The sequence below is a fragment of the Nocardioides rotundus genome (assembly GCF_019931675.1).
Taxonomy (GTDB): domain Bacteria; phylum Actinomycetota; class Actinomycetes; order Propionibacteriales; family Nocardioidaceae; genus Nocardioides; species Nocardioides rotundus.
The window spans coordinates 2,558,218-2,584,071 of the sequence record NZ_CP082922.1 but is presented as its reverse complement, the minus strand read 5'-3'; the positions used below and the strand labels follow the sequence as shown (position 1 = coordinate 2,584,071).

The 25,854-nt window shown below is 72.4% G+C and carries 22 protein-coding genes and 1 riboswitch; of the genes, 14 read left to right on the top strand and 8 right to left on the bottom strand.

What is annotated here, in order from left to right:
- Nucleotides 1–58: 58 nt before the first annotated feature.
- From K8W59_RS12730 to K8W59_RS12720, 3 genes are all read right to left on the bottom strand, one after another.
- Nucleotides 59–994: a hypothetical protein gene (locus K8W59_RS12730; RefSeq protein ID WP_223400073.1), complete on the bottom strand. Its 936-nt coding sequence runs from the start codon at nt 992–994 to the stop codon at nt 59–61.
- Nucleotides 987–1,481: a SigE family RNA polymerase sigma factor gene (locus K8W59_RS12725; RefSeq protein ID WP_223394403.1), complete on the bottom strand. Its 495-nt coding sequence runs from the start codon at nt 1,479–1,481 to the stop codon at nt 987–989. Before K8W59_RS12725 ends, K8W59_RS12730 begins: the two co-directional genes overlap by 8 nt.
- A gap of 89 nt (nt 1,482–1,570) precedes the next feature.
- Nucleotides 1,571–2,989 carry a hypothetical protein gene (locus K8W59_RS12720; protein ID WP_223394401.1) on the bottom strand — a complete coding sequence of 473 codons (1,419 nt, stop codon included), beginning with the start codon at nt 2,987–2,989 and terminating at the stop codon, nt 1,571–1,573.
- Between the two features lie 123 nt (nt 2,990–3,112).
- Between K8W59_RS12720 and K8W59_RS12715 the strand changes: the two genes are divergently transcribed.
- The 6 genes from K8W59_RS12715 (at nt 3,113) to K8W59_RS12690 (ending at nt 8,511) form a co-directional block, all read left to right on the top strand.
- A complete protein-coding gene (locus tag K8W59_RS12715; protein ID WP_223394399.1) occupies nt 3,113–4,351 on the top strand; it encodes a cell division protein PerM in 1,239 nt (412 codons plus the stop codon).
- A 21-nt stretch (nt 4,352–4,372) separates the two neighbouring features.
- Nucleotides 4,373–5,002: a phosphoribosylglycinamide formyltransferase gene (purN, locus tag K8W59_RS12710; protein WP_223394397.1), complete on the top strand. Its 630-nt coding sequence runs from the start codon at nt 4,373–4,375 to the stop codon at nt 5,000–5,002.
- Nucleotides 4,999–5,475, top strand: coding sequence for a SixA phosphatase family protein (locus K8W59_RS12705; protein WP_223394395.1), 477 nt, complete (start codon nt 4,999–5,001; stop codon nt 5,473–5,475). Before purN ends, K8W59_RS12705 begins: the two co-directional genes overlap by 4 nt.
- A riboswitch (ZMP/ZTP riboswitch) is annotated at nt 5,472–5,560 on the top strand. (Overlaps the previous gene by 4 nt.)
- Nucleotides 5,561–5,601: 41 nt before the next feature.
- Nucleotides 5,602–7,200 (top strand): bifunctional phosphoribosylaminoimidazolecarboxamide formyltransferase/IMP cyclohydrolase, encoded by a 1,599-nt coding sequence (gene purH / locus K8W59_RS12700; protein WP_223394393.1) that lies wholly within the window; start codon nt 5,602–5,604, stop codon nt 7,198–7,200.
- Nucleotides 7,201–7,288: 88 nt separating this feature from the next.
- Entirely contained in the window at nt 7,289–8,134 is an 846-nt protein-coding gene (locus K8W59_RS12695) for a bifunctional methylenetetrahydrofolate dehydrogenase/methenyltetrahydrofolate cyclohydrolase (RefSeq protein WP_223394391.1), read from the top strand.
- Nucleotides 8,135–8,136: 2 nt separating this feature from the next.
- Nucleotides 8,137–8,511, top strand: a complete 375-nt coding sequence (locus K8W59_RS12690) for a DUF3017 domain-containing protein (protein ID WP_223394389.1) — start codon at nt 8,137–8,139, stop codon at nt 8,509–8,511.
- A 213-nt stretch (nt 8,512–8,724) separates the two neighbouring features.
- Here the strand turns inward: K8W59_RS12690 and K8W59_RS12685 are convergent, their stop codons facing one another.
- On the bottom strand, nt 8,725–9,705 hold the full coding sequence (locus K8W59_RS12685; RefSeq protein WP_223394387.1) for a malate dehydrogenase: 981 nt from the start codon (nt 9,703–9,705) through the stop codon (nt 8,725–8,727).
- Nucleotides 9,706–9,825: 120 nt separating this feature from the next.
- Between K8W59_RS12685 and K8W59_RS12680 the strand changes: the two genes are divergently transcribed.
- The 3 genes from K8W59_RS12680 (at nt 9,826) to K8W59_RS12670 (ending at nt 14,097) form a co-directional block, all read left to right on the top strand.
- The gene (locus tag K8W59_RS12680; protein ID WP_223394385.1) at nt 9,826–10,524 is read left to right on the top strand and encodes a hypothetical protein; all 699 of its coding nucleotides are present in this window, start codon (nt 9,826–9,828) and stop codon (nt 10,522–10,524) included.
- Entirely contained in the window at nt 10,521–12,743 is a 2,223-nt protein-coding gene (locus K8W59_RS12675) for an NADP-dependent isocitrate dehydrogenase (protein ID WP_223394383.1), read from the top strand. The genes K8W59_RS12680 and K8W59_RS12675 overlap by 4 nt, the downstream gene beginning before the upstream one ends.
- Before the next feature lie 112 nt (nt 12,744–12,855).
- Nucleotides 12,856–14,097, top strand: a complete 1,242-nt coding sequence (locus K8W59_RS12670) for an MFS transporter (RefSeq protein ID WP_223394381.1) — start codon at nt 12,856–12,858, stop codon at nt 14,095–14,097.
- Between the two features lie 23 nt (nt 14,098–14,120).
- On the opposite strand, the gene trpS is transcribed toward K8W59_RS12670, so the two are convergent.
- On the bottom strand, nt 14,121–15,170 hold the full coding sequence (trpS, locus tag K8W59_RS12665; protein ID WP_449866972.1) for a tryptophan--tRNA ligase: 1,050 nt from the start codon (nt 15,168–15,170) through the stop codon (nt 14,121–14,123).
- 61 nt (nt 15,171–15,231) lie between these two features.
- Between trpS and K8W59_RS12660 the strand changes: the two genes are divergently transcribed.
- Together K8W59_RS12660 and K8W59_RS12655 are read left to right on the top strand one after the other, a co-directional pair.
- Nucleotides 15,232–15,747 carry a 2'-5' RNA ligase family protein gene (locus tag K8W59_RS12660; protein WP_223394379.1) on the top strand — a complete coding sequence of 172 codons (516 nt, stop codon included), beginning with the start codon at nt 15,232–15,234 and terminating at the stop codon, nt 15,745–15,747.
- 37 nt (nt 15,748–15,784) lie between these two features.
- Nucleotides 15,785–16,873, top strand: a complete 1,089-nt coding sequence (locus tag K8W59_RS12655) for a YihY/virulence factor BrkB family protein (RefSeq protein ID WP_223394377.1) — start codon at nt 15,785–15,787, stop codon at nt 16,871–16,873.
- Between the two features lie 30 nt (nt 16,874–16,903).
- On the opposite strand, the gene K8W59_RS12650 is transcribed toward K8W59_RS12655, so the two are convergent.
- From K8W59_RS12650 to K8W59_RS12640, 3 genes are read right to left on the bottom strand one after another with little or no spacing between them, the layout of a single operon-like run.
- Nucleotides 16,904–17,647, bottom strand: a complete 744-nt coding sequence (locus K8W59_RS12650; protein ID WP_223394375.1) for a succinate dehydrogenase/fumarate reductase iron-sulfur subunit — start codon at nt 17,645–17,647, stop codon at nt 16,904–16,906.
- The gene (locus K8W59_RS12645; protein WP_223394373.1) at nt 17,644–19,707 is read right to left on the bottom strand and encodes a fumarate reductase/succinate dehydrogenase flavoprotein subunit; all 2,064 of its coding nucleotides are present in this window, start codon (nt 19,705–19,707) and stop codon (nt 17,644–17,646) included. The genes K8W59_RS12650 and K8W59_RS12645 overlap by 4 nt, the downstream gene beginning before the upstream one ends.
- Nucleotides 19,708–19,716: 9 nt before the next feature.
- The gene (locus K8W59_RS12640) at nt 19,717–20,451 is read right to left on the bottom strand and encodes a succinate dehydrogenase cytochrome b subunit (protein WP_223394371.1); all 735 of its coding nucleotides are present in this window, start codon (nt 20,449–20,451) and stop codon (nt 19,717–19,719) included.
- Between the two features lie 456 nt (nt 20,452–20,907).
- Here K8W59_RS12640 and K8W59_RS12635 point away from each other — a divergent pair, with 456 nt between their 5' ends.
- The 3 genes from K8W59_RS12635 to meaB are packed head-to-tail and all read left to right on the top strand — an operon-like array spanning nt 20,908 to nt 25,834.
- Nucleotides 20,908–22,737: a methylmalonyl-CoA mutase family protein gene (locus K8W59_RS12635; RefSeq protein WP_223394369.1), complete on the top strand. Its 1,830-nt coding sequence runs from the start codon at nt 20,908–20,910 to the stop codon at nt 22,735–22,737.
- Nucleotides 22,734–24,842, top strand: a complete 2,109-nt coding sequence (gene scpA, locus K8W59_RS12630; protein ID WP_317846268.1) for a methylmalonyl-CoA mutase — start codon at nt 22,734–22,736, stop codon at nt 24,840–24,842. Before K8W59_RS12635 ends, scpA begins: the two co-directional genes overlap by 4 nt.
- Nucleotides 24,839–25,834, top strand: coding sequence for a methylmalonyl Co-A mutase-associated GTPase MeaB (gene meaB / locus K8W59_RS12625; RefSeq protein ID WP_223394367.1), 996 nt, complete (start codon nt 24,839–24,841; stop codon nt 25,832–25,834). The genes scpA and meaB overlap by 4 nt, the downstream gene beginning before the upstream one ends.
- Nucleotides 25,835–25,854: the final 20 nt, after the last annotated feature.

Here is a 25,854-nt window from a genome sequence, read left to right as displayed (position 1 = left end):
CCCGGGTGCGGCCATGGCCGACCCGGGCGTCGTCGTCCTCGCTGGTGGCGGGCGACGACTAGCGCCGGGCCAGCAGGTCCTCCAGCGCCGTCAGCACCGGCGCCAACGCTGCGGCCTGATCCTGCAGCGCGGTGTCGGGGTCGAAGCCCTCGCCCGCGCTGATGTCCGCGACCACGGCATTGTCCCGGACGACCACCTGCATGACCTGGGTCGCCTGGCGGGTGCCGGTCTCCGAGGAGACCAGCATGCCCTGCCACGATCCGGTGTCGGATCGCTCGATCGGGGTCTGCAGCCCCGGTCGCCGGCACTGCGCGACCAGCTCGCGCGCCCGGTCGGCGTAGGCCACCGCCTCCTCTGAGGTGGCGAAGAGCAGGACCTCGCGGTCGCGGCCATAGGTGGGCTGGGACCAGGTGGCGGTCAGCCGGTCCACCGGCGCGCCCTCGGGCACCGTGCCGGGCAGCTCGACGCATGGCGTCCAGATCGCCAGGCGCGGGAGCTTCCGGTTGGGGCCGACGATGCCGAACCCGCCCTCGCTGGGGATCCGGGGCCACCCCTGTGTCAACGGGAAGTCGTCGGGGAGGGTGGTGACCGGCAGCGGGGCCGTAGGGGTGCTCGGCGGGTCCGACGGCGTGGACTCCGGCTGCGTGGTCCGCGGCGCCGGCTGCGTGGACTTCGGTGCCGACGGGGTGGTCTCGGGTGCCGAGGGAGTGGTCTCCGGTGCCGACGGGGTGGTCGGTGGGGCGTCCGACGCCGACGATCCGCCCGCCGGGCCGGTGGGGCCGGGCGGCCGCGGGTCGCCGCCCAGGCCGCGGGCGACGGTGGCGCCGCCGACCGCCACGACGGCGACCGCAGCAGCCGCGCCGAAGGCCGTGGCTGCCGCCCGACGGCGCCGCATCCGGTCGCCGCGACGGCGCACCTCGGAGGCGGGCAGCGGGTTCACGGGGATGCCTCCGGTGTCGAAGTCGGTGAAGGGGTCGCGGGGCTGCTCAGGCATGACGGGCCTCCGGGCTGTCGGAGAGGAGGGTGGCGAGCGCGGCGCGGCCACGGGAGAGACGGGCCTTGATCGTGCCGGTCGGGGCGCCCACCTCGCGGGCGACGTCCTCGACCGGCAGGTCGGCGATGTGATGCAGGACGAGTGCCTGCCGCTGGGCGGCCGGCAGGTGTCGGAGGGCGTTGACCAGCGCGACGTGCGTCTCGCTCGGCGGGTCGGCGGTGACGGGCTGGGAGACCGCGCGGTCCGGCGCGCGCCGGGCCAGCGCCGTACGCCGCCAGCGGCTCACGGCCAACCGGTGGGCCGTCGTCCGCACCCACGCCTCGGGGTGGTCGACGTGGGTCAGCTTCCGTCGGTGCGCCCAGGCCTTGACGAAGGCCTCCTGCACGCACTCGTGCGCCTCGTCGCGGTTGCCGATCATGGCGTAGATCTGGCCCACGAGGCGGCTGAAGGACGCCGCATAGAAGTCGTCGAACTCGGCCTCATCCATCTCTCGCCCCGTTCGTCTGCGCTCGGTCAGTGGGGAAGACGAACCACGAGGGCATGCGGTTGCACGCCGGTCCGAGAATCTTCGATGTGTCAGCCGTCACGGGTGGCCGGCCCGGCTTCGGGACGCTCGGGTCCGGGCATCAGTCGCAACCGCTCCTGGGCGCGCTGGACCAGGGAGGTGAACGCCTCGGGCCCCATGGTGCGGTTGCCGGAGGGGTAGAAGCCGATCTGGGTGACGGCAGTGCCGTTGCGGGCGATGCCCATCAGGTAGGGCACCGTCTCCTGGTCGGAGATCTCGATCAGCAGACGCCACACGACCAGCTCCCGCGGGCCCTGGCCGCTGCCGGCGAGCTGCTCGACCTCGGTGCCCAGGTTGCGACCGTCACAGGCGAGGACCCGGTCCCGGATCCCGCCGAAGAAGGCCGCCGCCCGCGGCGCCGGCAGCGTGCCGACGGTCTGGGTCAGTCCGAACTCCGCGGGCAGCCGGGCGCCGGGGATCACGAAGGCGCGGGTCAGGCCGTTGCTGACCCCCTGCCCCGGGCCGAAGACGGTCCGGTCGCACTGGGTGGAGGCGAAGTTCTGTCGAGCCGCCCGCGGCTCGGTGCCCACCCAGGGGCGGCCGATGCCCTGGACGGGCGGCATGTCGATCTCGCTGACCATCCCCGGCACCTCGCCGGTCGCGGGTGCCGGGATCGGGCGTGCCGCCGGCGGGGCCGCACAGGTGCGGGTGCCCGGGCGGCCACACAGCGTGTTGACCGACGCCGCGAGCCGTGCGGAGGCCACTCGCGGGTCCGGGGCGGCAGCGTCGTTGCGCGCGACGACGGTGGTCGTCGTGACCTTGCCGGTGCGGCCCACGCCCACGACGTACGTCGTCACCGGTGCCTTCCACGACCGCAGGACGTACAGGTCCCCGCCGTCCCCCTCGCCGACGCCGGACACCTTCTGGGTGCCGATCAGCTGCATGCGGGGTACGGCGCACCCGGCGAACCAGCCGCGCAGCTCGTCCTGGGTCCGCTTCGCCCGCCACGGGGTGGCGGACAGCTCGGTCAGCTGCCAGGCACGCAGCCGCGGCTGACCCGGGCGGTCCGCGGCGGTGAAGGTGCGCAGCAGGGCGCCGCGGCCCTCGGGGTCGGCGTACCGCTCCGTCTGGCAGGGCAGGGCCAGCCCGTTGCCCTCGGTGTTGTCGGTGGTGGAGAGCGTCCGCCAGGGCCGGCCTCCGGACAGCGGGCGCAGCTGGGCCGGCCGGAGCAGGCCGCCGACCGTGAGCTGATCCTCCGCCGGCTCCTCCTCCGTGGTCTCCGCAGAGGCCTCGGGGGAGGGGGAGGACGAGGCGTCGAAGCCGAGCCGCTCCGCGGCCAGCGCGGGACGCATCCCGTCGGGGGAGGCGACCAGCATCCCGGCTCCGATCACGGCCAGGGCGGCCAGCACCGCCCCGACCAGGGTCGGCAGGCGTCGGCGGGACCGCGGCACGTCAGGGGAGGGCCGGTCGGCGTCGGGGGCAGGACTCATGACCGTTCCACGCTACGGGAGGGCACCACACGCGGTCACATCGCGCAGCGGGTCGCACGGGCGGGGATCCTCCGGCGTGGGAGCCCCGCATGGGCCCCACCGGGTGCGCATCATGGTCTCGTCATGACTTCACTGCTCACCCCCACCGAGGCCCCTCCCGAGTCCGGTCGCCGCCCGCGGCACCTCGCCCTGAGCGCGGCCAGCGGCGCCGTCGCCGCGGTGGGCGTGCCGCTGGCGCTGTGCGCCGCGCTGGCGGTGATCGGCTGGTTCATGGCCGACGCGGGCAGCCACGGCGACCCGAGCGACGCGCTGCGGGTGGGCGCCCTGGGTTGGCTGGTCGCCCACGGCTCCGGGATCAACATCCAGGACGCCTGGGTGACCGCGCAGCCGCTCGTCGTGACCATCGGCTGTGCGATGGCCGTGTGGCACTTCGCGCGGCGCACCGGCGAGGCCGTCTCTGGCCACGGGCCCGACGCGGACCGGATCGCCGACGGCGAGCGGGACTGGACGGTGCCGGGCGCCACGGCGGCCTTCGCGGCGACGTACACCCTGCTCGTCGTGGTGGTGGGCCTGATCGCCTCGACGCCCGCCACGGACCCCTCGCTGCTGCGTGCCGCCGTCTTCTCCCTGCTGCTGTGCCTGGTGGTGGGCGGCACGGGCGTCGCCGTGGGCTCTGGCCGCGCCGCGCTGTGGCTCACCCACCTCCCGCGAGCGGTGCACGACTCGCTGAACGGAGCCTGGTCGATCCTGCGCTGGTTCGCGATCGCGGCCACGGTGTGCCTCGTCGCCGCCCTCCTGGTCGACCTGACCTCGGCCGCCAACATCGTCTCCCAGCTCGACACCGACGTCACCGACACCATCGTGGTGGTGCTCCTCTCCGCCCTGCTGCTGCCCAACGCCATCGTCTGCTCGGGGACCTACCTGCTGGGTCACGGGTTCGCGGTCGGCACCGGCACCCTGGTCACCCCGACCGCCGTGGTGCTCGGGCCGCTGCCGCTCTTCCCGCTCCTGGCCGCCCTGCCGGGGGACGGGCCGACGCCGCCGTGGACGCCCGCGCTGCTGGCCGTCCCCCCGGTGGTGGCGGCCTGGGCCACCTGGCGGGTGCTGCGCCAGCGCCCGGTCCACGGGTGGAGCGAGGCGGCCCTGCGCGGCCTGGCCGCCGGGGTGCTCGCGGCCGTCGCGGTCGCGGTGGCCGCCGGGCTCGCCAACGGTGCGGTCGGGCCCGGCCGGATGCAGATGGTCGGCCCGGGGATGCTCGACACCCTGGCGCGCGCCCTGCCGACCCTCGGCCTGGCGGGGCTGGTCGGCTCGATGGTCGCCACCTGGCAGCACCGCCGCCAGGGTCCCGCCGAGTCGGACTGACCCCTCCCTAGGATGCGGTGCGTGCCGACGTACCGCTTCTCCGCGCCCGCCCGCCTGGTCGTCCTCGGCTCGGGCAGCGGGACCAACCTGCAGGCCCTGCTCGACGCCGCGAGCGAGGAGGAGTACGCCGCCCGCGTGGTCGCGGTCGGCGCCGACCGGCCGGGAATCGAGGGCCTGGCGCGCGCGGAGCGGGCCGGCATCGACACCTTCGTCGAGCGGGTGCGTGACCACCCCGACCGCAGCGCCTGGGACGCCGCGCTCGCCGAGCAGGTGGCCCGGCACGAGCCGGACCTGGTGATCTCGGCGGGGTTCATGAAGCTGTTCGGCCCGCGGTTCCTCGACCGGTTCGCCGGCCGCACCCTCAACACGCACCCGGCGCTGTCGCCGTCCTTCCCCGGGATGCAGGGGCCGCAGGACGCGCTGGACTACGGCGTCAAGGTCACCGGGGCCACGCTGTTCGTCGTCGACGGGGGCGTGGACACCGGGCCGATCGTGGCGCAGGTGCCGGTGGCCGTCGAGCCCGACGACGACGCCGCCGCGCTGCACGAGCGGATCAAGACCGCGGAGCGGGCGATGCTGGTGGACACGGTGGGGCGGATGGCCCGGGAGGGCTTCTCCGTCGAGGGCCGCAGCGTCCGGATCGGCTCGTGACCCGGAATCTGGTGCTGCTGCGGCACGGCAAGTCCGACTGGGACGTGCCGGCCACCGACCGGGAGCGGCCGCTGACGGCGCGCGGTCGGCGCCAGGCGCGCGAGGCGGGGGAGTGGCTCGCCGAGCACGGCCCCGCGCTCGACCTGGCGGTGGTCTCCACGGCGCGACGTACGACGCAGACCTGGGAGCTGGCGAGCGCCGCGCTGGCCGACCCGCCGCCGGTCCGGCCGGAGGAGGCGGCGTACTCCTTCTCCGCGACCGACCTGCTCGGCCTGGTCCGCGCCCTGGGAGACGAGCGGGCGGTCGTGCTCGCCGGTCACGACCCCGCCCTGGAGGACCTGCTCGACGCCCTGGTCGGCCGGCCCGTGCGCATGCGCACCTCCGAGCTCGCGGTGCTCGAGCTGCCGGGCTGGGACACGGCCGGGGACGGTGCCGCCCGGCTGGTCGCCCACGGCCGGCCTCCCGTAGCCTGAGCGCACACGACTGGCGCAGGTGGGCAACCACCGGGGAGTGGCCCCTCGGGGGGACGCGCGGGCATCGAACGCCTGGGTGCCCGGCAGGCACGACACCACCCACACCCGAGCGAGGAGCATCAGGCGATGGCCGCACCCGACCGCATCACGATCCGGCGAGCACTGGTCTCGGTCTACGACAAGACCGGGCTGGAGGAGCTGGTCCGCGGACTGCACGAGGCCGGGGTGGAGCTGGTCTCCACCGGCGGCTCCGCCCGGCTGATCGAGTCCCTGGGGCTGCCGGTCACCAAGGTCGAGGACCTCACCGGCTTCCCCGAGGCGCTGGACGGCCGGGTCAAGACCCTGCACCCGCGGGTGCACGCCGGCATCCTCGCCGACCGGCGCCTGGACTCCCACGTGGCGCAGCTGGAGGACCTCGGCATCGAGCCGTTCGACCTGGTCGTCTCCAACCTCTACCCGTTCACCGAGACGGTGATGTCGGGGGCCACCGCCGACGAGAGCGTCGAGCAGATCGACATCGGCGGCCCCTCGATGGTCCGCGCGGCGGCGAAGAACCACCCCTCCGTGGCGATCGTGGTCAGCCCCGAGCGGTACGCCGACGTGCTCCGCGCCGTCGCCGACGGCGGCTTCACCCTGGCCGAGCGGCAGCGGCTGGCCGCCGAGGCGTTCGTGCACACCGCGACCTACGACGTGCACGTCGCCTCCTGGATGGGCAACGTGCTCACCGACACCTCCGACGGGCAGGGCTTCCCCGCCTGGATGGGCGCCACCTGGGACCGGGCCGCGGTGCTGCGCTACGGCGAGAACCCCCACCAGTCCGCCGCCCTCTACACCAACGGCTTCCAGCCGCAGCCGGGGCTCGCACAGGGTCGCCAGCTGCACGGCAAGGAGATGTCCTACAACAACTACGTGGACGCCGATGCCGCCCACCGCGCGGCGTACGACCACGGGGACGTGCCCACCGTGGCGATCATCAAGCACGCCAACCCCTGCGGCATCGCGATCGGGGAGGACATCGCCGACGCGCACCGCAAGGCGCACGCGACCGACCCGGTGTCGGCGTACGGCGGCATCATCGCCTCCAACCGCCCCGTGACCCGCGAGATGGCCGAGACCGTCAAGGACATCTTCACCGAGGTCGTCGTCGCCCCCGGCTTCGACGAGGACGCGCTGGAGGTCCTGACCGCGAAGAAGAACCTGCGGCTGCTCGAGGTGGCCGCGCCGTCCGCCGGCGGCATCGAGAGCCGCCCCATCTCCGGCGGCCTGCTGCTGCAGGAGCGGGACGCGATCGACGCCTCCGGCGAGGACGCCGACGGCAACCCCACGGGCGACGAGGCGTCGCGCTGGCGGCTGGTGGCCGGTGACCCCGCCGACGAGCAGACGCTGGCCGACCTGCAGTTCGCCTGGCGGGCGATCCGCGCGGTGAAGTCGAACGCGATCCTGCTCGCCGACGGCGGCGCCGCGGTCGGCGTCGGGATGGGCCAGGTCAACCGGGTCGACTCCTGCCGGCTGGCGGTCTCGCGCGCCGGCGAGCGGGCGTCGGGCTCCGTCGCCGCCTCGGACGCGTTCTTCCCCTTCGCCGACGGCCTGCAGATCCTGCTGGACGCCGGCGTGCGCGCCGTGGTCGCCCCCGGCGGCTCTATCCGCGACGACGAGGTGATCGCCGCCGCGCAGGCGGCCGGCGTGACGACGTACTTCACCGGAACCCGGCACTTCGCCCACTGACCCCTACCCCCGCCCCCGACCCGCAACACGTGGGGATCGGTCGCCATGGCGCCGCGATCCCACACGTCCCGAGTGATTGGATGAGCACGTGACGGCACAGAGGCTGGACGGTACGGCGACCCTCGCCGCGATCATGGACGAGCTGCGGGCCCGGGTGGCCGCGCTGAAGGAGCGCGGCGTCACGCCCGGCCTGGCGACGGTGATGGTCGGGGACGACCCCGGCAGCAAGTGGTACGTCGGCGCCAAGCACAAGGACTCCGCGAAGATCGGCATCGACTCCTTCCGGCACGACCTGCCCGCGACCGCCTCCCAGGAGGAGGTCGAGGCGCTGATCGACGAGCTCAACGCCGACGACCGGGTCACCGGGTTCATCGTGCAGCAGCCGACCGGGCTCGACGAGTTCCGGCTGCTGTCCCGGGTCTCCCCGGACAAGGACGTCGACGGCCTGCACCCGGAGAACCTCGGTCGGCTGGTGCTCGGCGAGGACGGGCCGCTGCCCTGCACGCCGGTGGGCTGCCTGGAGCTGCTGCGGCGGCACGGCGTCGAGCTCAACGGCGCCGAGGTCGTCGTCGTGGGCCGCGGCATCACCGTCGGCCGCCCGATGGGCCTGCTGCTCACTCGCCGCTCGGAGAACGCCACCGCCACCCTCACCCACACCGGCACCCGCGACCTCGCCGCCCACGTCCGCAACGCCGACGTGGTCGTCGCCGCGGCCGGAGTGCCCGGGATCATCACCGGCGACATGGTCAAGCCGGGCGCGGCCGTCCTCGACGTCGGCGTCTCCCGGGTCGACGGCAAGATCGCCGGCGACGTGGCCGACGACGTCTGGGACGTCGCCGGCTGGGTCTCCCCGAACCCCGGCGGTGTCGGTCCGATGACCCGGGCCATGCTGCTGAGCAACATCGTCGACATCGCCGAGAGGAACGCGAGCTGAGCGTGGACCAGCAGGACGCCTCCCCGCCACCCCCCGAGGACATCCCCCCGGTCTCCGCGGAGGAGCTGGTCGGCGGGGACGAGCGTCCCGACGACATTCGCCGCTACCCCTCCACGATCGGCGGCGCGCTCTACCTCTGCGTCCTCGCCGTGGTCGTCGGCGGGATCGGCATCGTGCTCTGGGTGGACTGGCGGATCGGCACCCGGATCATCGCCGGGGGCCTCGGCGCCGCGGCCCTGTTCCGCCTGGTGCTGCGCGAGCGGGACGCCGGGATGCTCGCGGTCCGCAACCGCTTCCTCGACGCCTTCATGCTCGCCGGCGTGGGCGGCGTACTCGCCTTCCTCGCCAGCTCGATCCCCAATCAGCCCGGCGTGTGACCCCCGCGGGCGGCCGGCGGGACGTCATACGTTCCGGGGAACCGCTGCCTCGGTTCGTATGACGTCCCGCCCGGGCCCGCTCGTGCCTCGCTCCGGGTCAGATCAGGCTCCCCTCATGCGGCCTGATCCTGCCCTCCGCTCGTGCCTCGCTGCGGTCAGATCAGGCTCCCCTCATGCGGCCTGATCCTGCCCTCCGCTCGTGCCTCGCTGCGGTCAGATCAGGCCGAGCTTCTCGACCGCGGCGCGCTCGTCCTGCAGCCGCTTCGCCGAGGCCATGATCCGCTCCCGGGAGAAGTCGTTGAGCTCGATGCCCTGGACGATCTTCCACTCGCCGTTCTCCACCGTGCACGGGAACGAGGAGACGATGCCCTCCGGCACGTCGTAGGAGCCGTCGGTCGGCACCGACATCGACACCCACTCCGAGGTCCCGTTCAGCCAGTCGTGCATGTGGTCGATCGTCGCGTTCGCCGCCGAGGCCGCCGACGAGGCGCCGCGCGCCTTGATGATCGCGCCGCCGCGGGTCGCGACGGTCGGGATGTACTCGTCGGTGATCCAGGCCTCATCGACCTGCTCGGCCGCCGACCGGCCGCCGACCTTGGCGTTGAAGAGGTCGGGGTACATCGAGTCGTCGTGGTTGCCCCAGATCGCCAGGTCCTTGATCTCGGTGACCGGCACGCCCAGCTTCTTGGCCAGCTGGCTCTTGGCCCGGTTGTGGTCCAGCCGGGTCAGCGCGTTGAAGCGCTCCCGCGGGATGTCGGGGGCGTTGCTCATCGCGATCAGCGCGTTGGTGTTCGCCGGGTTGCCGGTGACCAGGATGCGTACGTCGTCCGCGGCGTTGTCGCCCAGCGCCTTGCCCTGGCCGGTGAAGATCTTGCCGTTGGCCTCGAGCAGGTCCGCGCGGTCCATGCCCTCCTTGCGCGGCATGGCGCCGACCAGCATGGCGGCGTTGACGCCGGAGAAGATCTCGTTGGGGTCCGAGCCGATCTCCACGCCCGCGAGCAGCGGGAACGCGCAGTCGTCGAGCTCCATCACGACGCCCTCGAGGGCGGGCAGCGCGGGCTCGATCTCGAGCAGCCGCAGCTCGACCGGGCGGTCGCCCAGGGCACCCGCCGCGAGCCGGAACAGCAGGCTGTAGCCGATCTGGCCGGCAGCGCCGGTCACGGCGACCTTCAGGGGCTGGCTGGAGTCACTCACGACGGTCTCCTCAAGCGATCGATGCGTTTGTGCTGACGCTAGCAGCGCCGTACGGCGGCACCGAGGGCGGTCCCGAGCCGCGCGGCCGCCCTGCTGGGGCGGTGCGTCATGCTTGCGCGCATGCGCTCCCTCCGCGCCGGGCTGACCGGCCTCGTGCTGCTGGCCCTGACCGCGTGCGGGGGCGCGGCGCCCGACCCGGTCGACGAGAGCGGCATCGACGGGCTGCGGATCCCCACGCCCTCCCCGGAGCCCGGTGACTTCCAGGCGCGGGTCACCAATCCCTGGCTGGCCTGGAGGCCGGGTGCCCGCTGGGAGTACTCCACCACCGACCGCGACCGCCCGGCGACCTACGTCGTGACGGTGCGCCGCGAGCGGGTCACCGTCGCCGGCGTGGAGGCCACGGCCGTGGACGGCCGGCTGGTCCTGGACCGCACCGGGCGGGTGGTCGAGGAGGAGACGACGTACGCCGCCCAGGACCGCGACGGCAACGTGTGGCAGCTCGGCCAGGACACCGGTGACGCCGACTGGCGCGCGGGGCGGGCCGGAGCCCGGGCGGGACTGCTGATGCCAGCCACCCCGCGGGTCGGCGACGGCTTCCTCACCGGCGAGGTGGGTGGCGAGCCGGTCGGCCGGCTGACCGTCCTGGACCTCTCGGCGCCCGTCCCGGAGGGTGCCGACTCCGGGGCCGGACGGATGCTCCAGCTCGAACGGGTACCGGGGGAGGGCGGACCCGAGGAGCAGGAGTACTACCGCCGCGGCACCGGGCTGGTCGCCCGGACCTCCGCGGCGGGCGACCTGCTGCTAGCGTCGCGATCGTGACCGAGAAGACCAGCGCCATCATCTACACCGAGACCGACGAGGCGCCGCTGCTGGCGACGTACTCCTTCCTGCCGATCCTGGAGGCGTTCGCGCGCACCGCCGGGGTCGACGTGGAGACCCGCGACATCTCGCTCGCCGGGCGCATCCTGGCGCAGTTCCCCGACCGGCTCACCGACGACCAGCGGATCGGCGACGCGCTGGCCGAGCTGGGCGAGCTGGCCACCACGCCCGAGGCCAACATCATCAAGCTGCCCAACATCTCCGCCTCCGTGCCGCAGCTCAAGGCGGCGATCAAGGAGCTGCAGGAGCAGGGCTACGACATCCCCGACTACGTCGAGAACCCCACGACGGAGGAGGAGAAGGCCGCCCGCGAGGCCTACGACCGGGTCAAGGGCTCCGCGGTCAACCCGGTGCTGCGCGAGGGCAACTCCGACCGGCGCGCCGCCGACGCGGTGAAGGAGTACGCCCGCCGCAACCCGCACTCGATGGGCGCCTGGAGCGGCGACTCGAAGACCAACGTCGCCACCATGACCGACGACGACTTCCGGCACAACGAGAAGTCGGTGGTCATCGAGGCCGACGACGACCTGCGGATCGAGCTGGTCGGCGCCGACGGCGAGACCCGGGTGCTGCGCGAGTCGGTGCCGGTGCTGGCCGGCGAGGTCGTCGACGGCACCGTCATGCGCGCCGCCGCGCTGGACGACTTCCTCCGGGCGCAGGTGCAGCGGGCCAAGGACGAGGGCGTGCTCTTCTCGGTGCACCTCAAGGCGACGATGATGAAGGTCTCCGACCCGATCATCTTCGGCCACGTCGTGCGTGCCTACTTCCCGCAGGTCTTCGAGCAGTACGGCGACGACCTGGCCGCGGCCGGCCTCAGCGCCAGCGACGGCCTCGGCTCCATCCTCTCCGGGTTGGACGCCCTGGCCAACGGCGCGGAGATCAAGGCGGCCTTCGAGCAGGCGATGGCCGACGGCCCGGACCTGGCGATGGTCGACTCCGACCGCGGCATCACCAACCTGCACGTCCCCTCCGACATCATCGTGGACGCCTCGATGCCCGCGATGATCCGCACGTCGGGCCACATGTGGAACCCTGCCGGCGACGAGCAGGACGCGCTCGCGGTCATCCCGGACTCCTCCTACGCCGGGGTCTACCAGACGGTGATCGACGACTGCCGGGCCAATGGCGCCTACGACCCCGCCACCATGGGCTCGGTGCCCAACGTCGGCCTGATGGCGCAGAAGGCCGAGGAGTACGGCTCCCACGACAAGACGTTCGAGATCCCCGCCGACGGCACCGTGCGCGTGGTCAACCGCGCGGGCGACGTACTCATCGAGCACCAGGTCTCCACCGGCGACATCTGGCGCGCCTGCCAGACCAAGGACATCCCGATCCGCGACTGGGTCAAGCTGGCCGTGACGCGCGCCCGCGCCACCGGCGACCCGGCCATCTTCTGGCTGGACTCCGAGCGGGCCCACGACCGGAACCTGATCACCCTGGTCGAGAAGTATCTCGGCGACCACGACACCGAGGGGCTGGACATCTCCATCGCCTCGCCGGTCGAGGCCACCCAGCGCTCGATCGAGCGGATCCGCGAGGGCAAGAACACGATCTCGGTCACCGGCAACGTGCTGCGCGACTACAACACCGACCTCTTCCCGATCCTCGAGCTCGGAACCTCGGCCAAGATGCTCTCGGTCGTCCCGCTGATCAACGGCGGCGGGCTGTTCGAGACCGGCGCGGGCGGCTCCGCGCCCAAGCATGTGCAGCAGCTGGTGAAGGAGAACTACCTGCGCTGGGACAGCCTGGGCGAGTTCCTCGCGCTGGCCGAGTCTCTGCAGGAGTACGGCGAGACCACCGGCAACTCCGGCGCCAAGGTGCTCGCCTCCACGCTGGCGCGGGCGAACGCGACGTTCCTCAACGAGAACAAGTCGCCCGGTCGCAAGCTCGGCACGATCGACAACCGCGGCTCGCACTTCTACCTCGCGCTCTACTGGGCTGAGGAGCTCGCGCAGCAGACCGACGACGCCGAGCTGGCCTCGAAGTTCACCGCGCTGGCCGCGGAGCTGCGGGAGAAGGAGCAGCAGATCAACGACGAGCTGCTGGCCGTCCAGGGGTCGCCGGCCGACATCGGCGGCTACTACCGCCCCGACCCGGAGAAGGCCTCAGCGGTCATGCGGCCCTCGGCGACCTTCAACGCGGCGCTCGACCAGCTCTGAGCGTCGTCGGGCGAGCAGGCACGACCTGCGACCGGCGTCACGTCGCGCTCGTGGAATTGGCGCGCACCCGGGGTGACTTGGACACTGGGTGAGCACCACCCGAGGAGACGTCGTGACCAGCACCCCGCCCCCCGAGACCGCGCCCGCCCCGAGCGGAGCGGTCGGTACGGCGACCCCGGCGACCGGTGGGGCTCCGCTGGCGCTGGCGCTCTTCGCCCTCGCGATGGGCGGGTTCGCGATCGGCACCACCGAGTTCGTCTCGATGGGCCTGCTGCCGCAGTTGGCCGCCGGCGTGGACGTCAGCATCCCGACGGCCGGTCACGCGATCTCCGCCTACGCCCTCGGCGTCGTCGTCGGCGCGCCGCTCATCGCGATCCTGGGCGCCCGGCTGCCGCGGCGGGCGCTGCTGGTCGCGCTGATGGCCGCCTTCGCCGTCGGCAACGCGGCGACCGCGCTGGTGACCGGCTACGGCTCCCTCATCGCGGCCCGCTTCGTCTCCGGGCTACCCCACGGCGCCTACTTCGGGATCGCCTCGCTGGTGGCCGCCTCGCTCGTCCCGCCGCACCGCCGCGGCCGAGCCGTGGCGACGGTGATGCTCGGCCTGTCGGTCGCCAACGTCGTCGGCGTACCCGCCGCGACCTGGCTGGGCCAGAACCTGGGCTGGCGTACGGCGTACTGGCTGGTCGCCGCGCTCGGCGTGCTCACCCTCGTCCTGGTCCTCGCGCGGATCCCCGCCACCCCGGGGGACCGCACCGCGACCGGGCTGCGCGAGCTCCGGGCGCTCCGGGAGCCGCAGGTGCTGCTGACCCTGCTGGCCGGGGCGATCGGCTTCGGCGGCATGTTCGCGCTCTACACCTACATCGTCCCGACGATCACCGACGTCGGCGGCCTGCCGGAGGCCGCGGCGCCGGTCTTCCTGCTCGCCTTCGGTCTCGGCATGGTGGCCGGGACCTGGCTGGCCGGGCGGCTCGCCGACTGGTCGGTCTTCCGCTCGCTGTTCATCGGCGGGATCGGGCAGGGGCTGCTCCTGCTGGTCTTCGCGCTCACCGCGGGGCTGGGGTGGTGGACCCTGCCGATCCTGTTCGGCGTGACCGTGACCGGATCGATCCTCGTGGTGAACCTGCAGTTGAGGCTGATGACGGTGGCGGGCGAGGCGCAGATGATGGGCGCGGCGATGAACCACGCCTCGCTCAACGTCGCGAACGCGCTGGGCGCCTGGCTCGGCGGCCTGGTGATCGCCGCCGGCATGGGGTACCGCTCGCCCGCGGTCGTCGGCGCGATGCTGTCGGTGCTGGGGGTCCTCGTGCTGGCCGCGTCGGGCCGGATGCACCGGCGCCACCACACGCTGGACTGAGGGCGGGCGAGCCCGCGGTCAGGTCAGCTGTAGACCATGTCCATCCGGGTGCGGACCTCGTCCAGGGTGTCGTCGGCGACCTCATTGGCGCGCGCGTTGCCGCGCTCGAGGATCCCGACGACGTACGACGGGTCCTCGGCCAGCTCGGCCCGGCGCGCCCGCAGCGGCGCGAGCTCGTCGTTGATCGCCTCGGTCAGCCGCCTCTTCAGCGCCCCGCCGCCCCCGTCGCCGATCTCCTCGGCGACGACCTCCGGCGCGACGCCCTCGCACAGCGCGATGAGCGTCAGCAGGTTGGCCACCTCGGGCCGCCCCTCGGGGTCGTACGTGATGACCCGGTCGCTGTCGGTCTTGGCGCCCTTGATCTTCTTGGCGGTCTCGTCGGCGGTCATCCGCAGCTCGATCACGTTGCCGCGCGACTTGCTCATCTTGGTGCCGTCGGTGCCCAGGATCAACGGCGCGTCGGACAGCAGGGCGTCGGGCTCGGGGAAGGTCGCGCCGTACCGCTCGTTGAAGCGTCGCGCGATCACCCGGGTCTGCTCGAGGTGGGGGAGCTGGTCGCGCCCGACCGGGACCACGTTCGCCTTGCAGAACAGGATGTCCGCGGCCTGGTGCACGGGGTAGGTCAGCAGCAGGCCGCTGATCGAGGTGATCCCGGCAGCCTTGGCCTCGTCCTTGACCGTGGGGTTGCGCTGCAGCTCCGCGACGCTGACCAGGGACAGGAAGGGCAGCATCAGCTGGTTGAGGGCGGGGACGGCGGAGTGGGTGAACATGGTGACCCGCTCCGGGTCCAGCCCGGCCGCGACGTTGTCCAGGACCAGGTTGCGCACGTTGTCGCGGATCGCGCCGACCGACTCCCGGTCGGTGATCACCTGGTAGTCGGCGATCAGCTGCCAGATCTCCGCGCCCGCCTGCTGCAGCCGGACCCGGTTGCGGATCGAGCCGAAGTAGTGACCGATGTGCAGGGCACCGGTCGGGCGGTCGCCGGTCAGCATGCGCAGGCTCGCGGGCTCGTCGGCGAGCCGCTTCTCGAGCGCGGCGCTGCGGGCCACGGATGCCTGGAAGGAGTCGCTCACGGCGATGAAACTATCAAGCACCGATGCGGGGGCGGGCGGCCGGATTGGTTAGAGTCCCGGGGTGCCAACCATCGGCGTCGCGCTCGCCATCCCCGAGCCCTGGGCCCGCGAGCTGCAGGACTATCGCACCGCCGTCGGCGACACCACCGCCACGCAGATCCCCACCCACATCACCCTGGTCCCGCCGACCGAGGTGGAGGGCGATCTCACCGACGTGCACGAGCACCTGACACGGGCCGCGCTGCGACACGAGCCGTTCACCGTGCACCTGCGCGGCACCGGCACGTTCCGCCCCGTCTCGCCGGTCGTCTTCGTCGCCGTGGCGCAGGGGATCTCCGCCTGCGAGGTGCTGGCTGCGGAGCTGCGCGCCGGGCCGCTGGCCCAGGAGCTGAGCTTCCCCTACCACCCGCACGTGACCATCGCGCACCACCTCGAGGATGCCGCGCTGGACCGGGCCTATGCGGAACTCGCCGACTTCGAGTGCGTCTTCGACGCCGACCACTTCCTGCTCTACGTTCACGAGGATGGCATCGGCTGGCGCCCGACCCGGGAGTTCCCGCTCGGAGAGATCCGCTGAACCGCCGTACCGCTCCACCGACGAGGAGGAACGACGCATGAGCCAGGACACCGACACCGCCGACGAGCCGGGCCGTCTGGACCGCCTCCGGGCGAGCTCGCCGGTGCTGGACCACATCGTCCGGACCGTGCAGCACTACGGCTCGGTGAAGGGCAACGCGCTCGCCGGGGCCGTCACCTACTTCGGGTTCCTGTCCTTCTTCCCGATCATGGCCCTGACCTTCGCCGTCGTCGGCTGGATCGCGAGGTACGCCGGCCCCGACCTGGTCGACACCATGGTGAAGGCGATCCAGAGCATCCTCCCGCTCGTGGTGCAGGGCAAGGCGCAGCCCGGGGAGATCTCGATCGAGGTGTTCCAGGACGCCGCGGGGGCGGCCGCCGGGATCGGTGCCATCACCGCCCTCTACTCCGGGCTCGGCTGGCTGTCGGGGATGCGCGAGGCGATGATGCTGACCTTCGAGATGCCGCAGGACGAGCAGCCCAACTTCGTCTTCGGGAAGCTGCGCGACCTGGCCAGCCTGATCATCATCGGGGGAGTGCTGCTGCTCAGCGTCGCCATCGCCGGCGCGATCTCCTTCGCCTCGACCTGGCTGCTGGACCTGGTCGGCCTGGGTGAGCAGTTCTCCCCGGTGCTGAGGCTTCTCTCCATCGGCGTCGGCATCCTGGCCAACTCGGTCCTGTTCTTCACCGTCTTCCGGCTGCTGGCCAACCCGCCGATGCCGCGGCGCGCGCTGGTCGGCGGCGCGCTGCTGGGCGCGGTCGGCTTCGAGCTGCTCAAGCAGCTGGCCACGATCTTGATGAAGCAGACGGCCAGCCAGCCCGCGTTCGCCGTCTTCGGGATCGCGCTGATCCTGGTCGTGTGGATCAACTACTTCTCCCGGCTGCTGGTCTACTCCGCCTCGTGGGCGCACACCAGCCCCGCGGCGCGCCTGGCCCGGGAGCGTGCGGCCGAGCCGGAGACGCTGGAGGAGCGGATCGAGGCCTACCGGTTGGCGCCGGTGCCCGCCGCGCCGGTGTACGTCGAGCGCGAGGACCCCACGACTCCGACGCAGCGCGCGGCGACCGCGACGGCCGCCGGGGTCGCCGGCCTGGTCGCCGGGCTCATCCTGGGGCGCCGCGGACGCTGAGCCGCCCGCGACGTACGGCGAGCGCCCGGCTCAGTGGCCGTTCTTCATCGCGGCCCGCAGGTCCTTGTTCAGCTGGGAGATCACGTCCATCGGGATCTCCTTGGGGCACGCGGCCGTGCACTCGCCGATGTTGGTGCACCCACCGAAGCCCTCGTGGTCGGCCTGGGCGACCATGCCCACCGCGCGCGCGTCCCGCTCGGGCTGACCCTGCGGGAGCAGGCCGAACTGGGCGACCTTGGCGCCGACGAACAGCGAGCTCGACCCGTTGGGGCAGGCCGCCACGCAGGCGCCGCAGCCGATGCAGGTCGCGAAGTTGAAGGCGCGCATGGCGTCGTCGCGGGGGACGGGCACCGAGTTCGCCTCGGGGGCCGAGCCGGTGTTGGCGGAGATGTAGCCGCCGGCCTGGATGATCCGGTCGAACGCGCTGCGGTCGACCACCAGGTCCTTGAGGACCGGGAACGGGTCGGCGCGCCAGGGCTCGATGGTGATCGTGTCACCGTCGGAGAAGGACCGCATGTGCAGCTGGCAGGTGGTGGTGACCTCGGGCCCGTGGGGCTGGCCGTTGATCATCAGGCTGCACATGCCGCAGATGCCCTCGCGACAGTCGGAGTCGAAGGCGATCGGCTCCTCGTTGTCGGCGTTGAGGCGCTCGTTGAGCACGTCGAGCATCTCCAGGAAGGACATGTCCTCGGAGATCCCGTCGACCTCGTAGGTGTGCATCGCACCCTCGGTCGCGGTGTCGGCCTGACGCCAGATCTGGAGGGTGAGCTTCACTTGTAGGACCTCTGCTTCATCTCGATCGCGGTGTAGATCAGGTCTTCCTTGTGCAGCACCGGCGGACCCATGGTCGACTGCGGCTCGTTCGGGTCGTGCTCGGGGGAGACGGTGAACTCCCAGGCGGCGACGTAGGAGAACTCCTCGTCGATCCGCAGGGCCTCGCCGTCCTCGGTCTGCGACTCGGCCCTGAAGTGGCCGCCGCAGGACTCGCGCCGGTTGAGCGCGTCGATGCACATCAGCTCGCCGAGCTCGAGGAAGTCGGCCACCCGGCCGGCCTTCTCCAGGCTCTGGTTGAGGGTGTCGGCGCTGCCGAGGACCTTCAGGTTCGACCAGAAGTCCCGCCGCAGCTCGCGGATGCCGTCGATGGCCTTGCGCAGGCCCTCCTCGGTCCGCTCCATGCCGCAGTACTCCCACATCAGGTTGCCGAGCTCCTTGTGGTAGCTGTCGGCGGAGCGCTCCCCGTCGATCGCCAGGATGCGGTTGATCCGCTCCTCGACGCCGGTGCGCGCGGCCACGACCGCCGGGTCGTCCTCGGTGATCTTCTCGAACGGACCGTCGGCGAGGTAGTCGCGGATGGTGTTCGGCAGCACGAAATAGCCGTCGGCCAGGCCCTGCATCAGCGCGGAGGCGCCGAGCCGGTTGGCGCCGTGGTCGGAGAAGTTGGCCTCGCCGGCCACGAACAGGCCCGGGATGTTCGACTGCAGGTCGTAGTCGACCCACAGGCCGCCCATCACGTAGTGCACGGCGGGGTAGATCCGCATCGGGACCTTGTAGGGGTCCTCGCCGGTGATCTGCTGGTACATGTCGAAGAGGTTGTCGTACTTCTCCCGGACCGTGTCCTCGCCCATCCGGGCGATCGCGTCGGCGAAGTCGAGGTAGACGCCGCGGCGGAAGTCGCCCACCATCGGGCCGACCCCGCGCCCCTCGTCGCACATGTACTTCGCCTGGCGCGAGGCGATGTCGCGGGGGACCAGGTTGCCGAAGCCGGGGTAGATCCGCTCCAGGTAGTAGTCGCGGTCCTCCTCGGGGATGTCGCGGGGGTCCTTGTCCGCGTCCTCCTTGTTCTTCGGCACCCAGATCCGGCCGTCGTTGCGCAGCGACTCGCTCATCAGGGTCAGCTTCGACTGGTGGTCGCCGGAGACCGGGATGCAGGTCGGGTGGATCTGCGTGTAGCACGGGTTGGCCATCAGGGCGCCCTTGCGATGGGCCCGCCAGGCGGCGGTGACGTTGCACCCCATGGCGTTGGTGGAGAGGAAGAAGACGTTGCCGTAGCCGCCGGAGGCAAGCACGACCGCGTCGGCGAGATGGGTCTCGATCTCCCCGCTCACCATGTCGCGGACGATGATCCCGCGGGCCCGCTGCGCGCCGGACTCGTCCTCGGTGACGATCAGCTCGAGCATCTCGTGCCGGGTGAACTGCTGGACGGTGCCGGCGGCGACCTGGCGCTCCATCGCCTGGTAGGCGCCGATCAGCAGTTGCTGGCCGGTCTGGCCGCGGGCGTAGAAGGTGCGGGAGACCTGCACGCCGCCGAAGGAGCGGTTGTCCAGCAGGCCGCCGTACTCCCGGGCGAAGGGAACGCCCTGGGCGACGCACTGGTCGATGATGTTCGCGCTCTCCTCGGCGAGCCGGTAGACGTTGGACTCCCGGCTGCGGTAGTCGCCGCCCTTGACCGTGTCGTAGAAGAGGCGGTAGATCGAGTCGCCGTCCTCCTTGTAGTTCTTGGCCGCGTTGATGCCGCCCTGGGCGGCGATCGAGTGGGCGCGCCGGGGGGAGTCCTGGTAGCAGAAGGACTTCACGTTGTAGCCCGCCTCGCCCAGCGTGGCGGCGGCCGAGGCGCCGGCCAGGCCGGTGCCGACGATGATCACGTCGAGCTTGCGGCGGTTGGCGGGGTTGACCAGCCGGTTGCTGAACTTGCGCTCGGTCCACCGGCTCGCGATCGGGCCGGTCGGCGCCGTCACGTCGACCAGCGGCGCGCCGAGGGTGTAGTAGCCGGCTGCGTCGTCGGACGTCTGGACCGAGGGCTGGTTGGTGGGCGTGGTGCCGTCGAGGGAAGCCATGGATGAGCCTTACTTCTCGATGATGCCGACGAGGATGGACAGCGGGACGATGGCGAACCCGACGGTCACGACCAGGGCCAGCACCAGGCCGGCGGTCTTGGCCGTACGGCGGGCTGCGGCGGTCCCGGTCATGCCGAGGGTCTGCGCGGCGCTCCAGACGCCGTGGCGCAGGTGCAGGCCGAGCGCGACCAGCGCCAGCAGGTAGATGACCGTCACCCACCACATCGTGGGGTCGAAGGCGTTGAGCAGCATCAGGAACGGCGACTCCTTGATGTCCGCCGCCGACTCCGGGCCGCCCAGGCGCGGCTTGACGATGGTGAACTGGATCAGGTGCCAGATCACGAAGAGCAGCAGCGCCAGCCCGCCCCAGCGCATGGTGCGCGAGGCGAGGGTCGAGCCGGTGTTCTTCTTCACGACGTACTTGTGGGTGCGCGCCTGCGCCGCCCGCTGCCACAGCTTGAGCGCGGACCACACGTGCAGCACCAGGGAGACGATGAGCACGACCCGGACGACCCACAGGAGCCCGCCGTACGGCAGCATCGGCTGGCCGAACGTCCGCAGGTGGTGGGCGTAGGTGTCGTAGGTCTGCATCCCCCCGAAGGCCATGAGGTTGCCGTACATGTGCAGCAGCACGTAGCCGATGAAGACGAGGCCGGTCACCGCCATCGTGAGCTTGAGGGCGACGGTCGATCGTGCCGCCCTGCCGTTCTTCACCAACATCGGCTGCGGGGTTTGGGTTGCCACGAGCGGCAGGTTACTCCCGATGGGACGTCTGTCGCTTTCTGGGGCGTTGTGAGATGGGCCCTGTTACTCCCCGGTTCACCTCGACCGGGCACGTCCTGCACTCATGATCCGCCGACCGGGCACTTGATGCCCTCTCTCGGCGCCGACCGGGCACTTGATGCCCTCTTTTGGCGCCGACCGGGCAGGCGATGTCGCGACGACGCCGTGGCAGCGCGCCTCGGCTGCGGTCGTAGCGCAACTGTTCGCTGATCGCGAGGATCCCGTGGCGGAATCGGAAAGTGGCATCGAGTGCCCGGTGGGCGGGTTGTGGGTGCATCGAGTGCCCGGTGGACGGGTTGTGGGTGCATCGAGTGCCCGGTGGGCGGGGTGAGGGTGCATGGAATGCCTGGTCGCTGAGAGGTATCCCATACGTGGGGCCGTGGCAGGTGCCGTGCGCCGGGCCTATTCTTCGAAAGCATGAGCGACGCACCGGACGCTGCGGGTTCCGCCGAGGGCACAGAGATCCCTCCGGAGCCCGAGCCGGTCGAGGACCTGCGACTTCAGGCCCCCGGCGACGACCACACCCAGGCGGAGTGGGAGGCCGCGGCCGCCGGCGTGCTCCGCAAGGCGGGGCGCCTGGACGACGACGACCCCGACGACGCGGTCTGGAGCAAGCTGGCCCGGACCACCTTGGACGGGATCTCCGTCCCGCCGTTGGGTACGGCGGACCTCCTGGCCGACCTCGACGCCCACGACCGCCCGACCCGGGTCGGCGCCTGGGGCATCCGAGCCCACCACCGGGGTGACCCGGCTGCGGTGAACGACGAGATGCTCGCCGACCTCGCGGGCGGCGCCACCTCGATCTGGCTCACCGTGGACGAGCAGCTGCCGGCCGACCGCGTCGGCGAGGCGCTGCACGACGTCCACCTGGAGATGGCGCCGGTGGTGCTGCAGACCCTGGCCGGTGACCCGATGGACGCCGCCCGCGCCCTGGTCGAGGCGATCGGCGAGCGCACCGCCGCTCCGGGTACGAACCTCGGGGTGGACCCGCTCGCCCGAGCCCTCGCCGCGGGCGACCCGGACGCGGCCGGGGACCTCGCCGGGACCGTCACGGCCGCCGCACGTCTGGCCCGCGACGCCGGCACCGCCGCCCTCGTGATCGACGCGAGCGTCCTGCACGACCTCGGCGGCTCCGACGCCCAGGAGCTCGGCTGGTCGATGGCCGTCGCCATCGCCTACCTACGGGCGCTGGAGGAGGCGGGCATCCCGGCCACGGACGCCGTGGACCTGGTCGAGTTCCGCTACGCCGCCACCGACGAGCAGTTCCCGACGATCGCCAAGCTGCGCGCCGCCCGCCGGCTGTGGGCGCGGGTGCTGCAGGAGTCCGACGCGCAGGGCGAGCAGCGCCAGCACGCGGTCACCAGCCGGCCGATGATGGGCAAGTACGACCCCTACGTGAACCTCCTCCGCACCACGGTCGCCGCCTTCGCGGCCGGTGTCGGGGGCGCGGACGGGATCACGGTCCTGCCCTTCGACAGCCCGCTGGGCCGCCCCGACGCGCTGGGCCGACGACTGGCACGCAACATCTCCCACCTGCTGATCCAGGAGTCGCACGTCGCCGCGGTCGCCGACCCGGCCGGCGGGTCCTACGTCACCGAGCGGCTCACCGAGGACCTGGCGCAGGCCGCCTGGGAGGAGTTGGGCAGGATCGAGTCCGCCGGGGGAGCCCTGGCAGCGCTCACCGAGGTGCGCGAGCGGGTGGCCGCGGTCGCGGAGGAGCGCGAACGCCAGGTCGCCACCCGCCGCCGGCCGCTCACCGGCCTCACCGAGTTCCCCCACCTGGGCGAGACGCTGCCCGAGCGCGAGGGGCCCGGCGACGACGTACGGCGCTATGGCGCCGCCTTCGAGGCGCTGCGCGACGAGCCCGCGAAGACCCCGGTCTTCCTGGCCACGCTGGGGTCGGTCGCCGCCCACACCGCGCGGGCGACCTTCGCGACCAACCTGCTCGCCGCCGGCGGCATCGAGGTCGAGGCCGCCGGCCCCACCGGGGGCGTGGACGACGTGGTCGCCGCGTGGCGCGAGGCGGGACAGCCCGGCACGGTGTGCCTGGCCGGCACCGACCAGGCCTACGCCGAGTGGGGCGCCGACGTGCTGGCGTCCCTGCGCGACGCGGGGGCGTCGTACCTCCTTCTGGCGGGCACGCCGGGGGAGCGCAGCGGCATCCCCGGCGAGGCCGTCGACGACTCCGCAGCGATGGGCGTCGATGCCCTCGCGTTCCTCACCCGGACCAGGGAGGCCCTGGCATGACCATCCCGGACAACTTCGCCGACGTCGGCCCCTGGACCAGTCCCGAGGGGATCGAGATCCAGCCGGTCTACGGTCCCGAGGACCTCGAGGGCCTGGACGCGCTGCACACCTGGCCGGGGCTCAGCCCGTTCCTGCGCGGCCCCTACCCGACGATGTACACCACCCAGCCGTGGACGATCCGGCAGTACGCCGGCTTCTCCACCGCCGAGGAGTCCAACGCGTTCTACCGCCGCAACCTGGCGGCGGGACAGAAGGGGCTCAGCGTCGCCTTCGACCTGGCCACGCACCGCGGCTACGACTCCGACCACCCGCGCGTGCGGGGCGACGTCGGCATGGCGGGCGTAGCGATCGACTCGATCTACGACGCGCGCACGCTCTTCGACGGCATCCCGCTGGACACGATGAGCGTCTCGATGACCATGAACGGCGCCGTGCTGCCGGTGATGGCGCTCTACATCGCCGCCGCCGAGGAGCAGGGGGTGCAGCCCGAACAGCTCGCGGGGACGATCCAGAACGACATCCTCAAGGAGTTCATGGTCCGCAACACCTACATCTACCCGCCGCAGGCGAGCATGCGGATCATCTCCGACATCTTCCGCTACACCGCGGAGCGGATGCCGCGGTTCAACTCGATCTCGATCTCCGGCTACCACATGCAGGAGGCCGGGGCGACCGCCGACCTGGAGCTCGCCTACACCCTGGCCGACGGCGTGGAGTACATCCGCGCGGGCCTGGACGCCGGCCTGGAGATCGACCGGTTCGCCCCGCGGCTGAGCTTCTTCTGGGCGATCGGGATGAACTTCTTCATGGAGGTCGCCAAGCTGCGCGCCGCCCGGGCGCTGTGGAGCCGGCTGGTGCGCCAGTTCGACCCGCAGAACCCCAAGAGCCTGAGCCTGCGCACGCACAGCCAGACCTCCGGGTGGAGCCTGACCGCGCAGGACGTCTTCAACAACGTCGGCCGCACCTGCATCGAGGCGATGGCCGCCACTCAGGGGCACACCCAGAGCCTGCACACCAACGCGCTGGACGAGGCGATCGCGCTGCCGACCGACTTCTCCGCGCGGATCGCCCGCAACACCCAGCTGCTGCTGCAGCAGGAGTCCGGCACCACCGACGTGATCGACCCGTGGGCGGGCAGCTACTACGTCGAGCGGCTCACCCACGACCTGGCCGAGCGCGCCTGGGCGCACATCACCGAGACCGAGGAGTACGGCGGGATGGCGAAGGCCATCGAGGCCGGGATCCCCAAGATGCGGATCGAGGAGGCGGCCGCGCGCACCCAGGCGCGGATCGACTCCGGTCAGCAGGCGGTCGTCGGGGTCAACACCTACCGACTGCCGGTCGAGGACGACCTGGAGGTGCTGCGGGTCGACAACGACGACGTGCTGAAGCGGCAGCTGGAGAAGCTGGACCGGCTGCGCGAGGAGCGCGACGATGAGGAGGTGCGCCGTACCCTCACCGCGCTCTCCAACGCCGCCGCCCAGCCCGCGCACGGCATGGACGGGAACCTGCTCGCGCTGGCCGTGGACGCCGCGCGCGCCAAGGCCACCGTCGGGGAGATCTCCGACGCGCTGGAGAAGGAGTGGGGCCGCCACCAGGCGGTGATCCGTACCATCTCCGGCGTGTACCGCGACGAGGCCGGCAGCGAGCAGGGCAGGGTCGCCGACGTGCTCGCCGCGACCGAGCGCTTCGAGGAGGAGCACGGGCGCCGGCCGCGCATCCTGGTGGCCAAGATGGGCCAGGACGGCCACGACCGCGGCCAGAAGGTCGTGGTCACCGCCTTCGCCGACCTCGGCTTCGACGTCGACGTGGGGCCGCTGTTCTCCACTCCCGAGGAGGTCGCCCAGCAGGCGATCGACGCGGACGTGCACATCGTCGGCGTCTCGTCGCTGGCCGCCGGCCACCTCGCGCTGCTGCCCGCGCTCAAGCAGGCGCTGGCCGACGAGGGGCGCCCCGACATCATGGTGGTCATCGGCGGCGTGATCCCGCCCGACGACGTCGAGACGCTCAAGGAGATGGGGGCAGCGGCGGTGTTCCCGCCCGGGAGCGTGATCGCCGACTCCGCGCTGGACCTGCTCGAGAAGCTGTCGGCCCAGCAGTCGTGACGCCCGACGTCGCGACCCTCGCCGCCGAGATCGGCGAGGGCAGGCGGGCAGCCGTCTCCCGCGCCATCACGCTGGTGGAGTCCTCCCGCCCCGACCACCGCGCCGCCGCCCGCGAGCTGCTGACCAGCCTGGGCTCGCCGCGCACCGACACCGTCCGGGTCGGCATCTCTGGCGTCCCCGGCGTCGGCAAGTCCACCTTCATCGAGGCGCTCGGCACCCATCTGACCGGTCAGGGGCTGCGGGTCGGCGTGCTCGCGGTCGACCCCAGCAGCGTGCGCACCGGAGGCTCGGTGCTCGGCGACAAGACCCGGATGGCCCGCCTCGCCGCGGACCGCAACGCCTACATCCGGCCCAGCCCCACCGCCGGCACGCTCGGCGGCGTCGCCCGGGCCACGACGCAGGCGATCACGGTGCTGGAGGCGGCGGGGTACGACGTCGTCCTGGTCGAGACCGTCGGCGTCGGACAGTCCGAGGTCACCGTGGCCGGCATGGTGGACACCTTCTGCTTCCTCACCCTGGCCCGCACCGGCGACCAGCTGCAGGGGATCAAGAAGGGGATCTTGGAGATCGCCGACGTGATCGCGGTGAACAAGGCCGACGGCGACCGCGAGGCCGAGGCGCGCACCGCGGCGCGCGAGCTCTCCGGCGCGCTGCGCCTGGTGCACAAGTCGGGCGCGGGCGACGCGTGGGTGCCCCCGGTGCTCACCTGCTCGGCGCTGACCGGCACCGGCATCGACGAGGTGTGGGGCCGGGTGCTGGCCCACCGCGAGCACCTGGGGGAGCGGGGCCTCGCGGAGCGCCGCGCCGAGCAGCAGCTGGAGTTCACCTGGGCGCTGGTGCGCGACGAGCTGGCCGACCGGCTGCGCCGGTCCGCGGGGGTGCGGGCGATCCGCGACGACGTACGCCGTGACGTGCTGGCCGGCGAGCTGCCGGCGAGCGTGGCGGCCGATCGGATCCTCGCGGCCTACGACGGGCCCGAGCCGGGGGCGTAGCCGGACTGGCATTGGCTCGT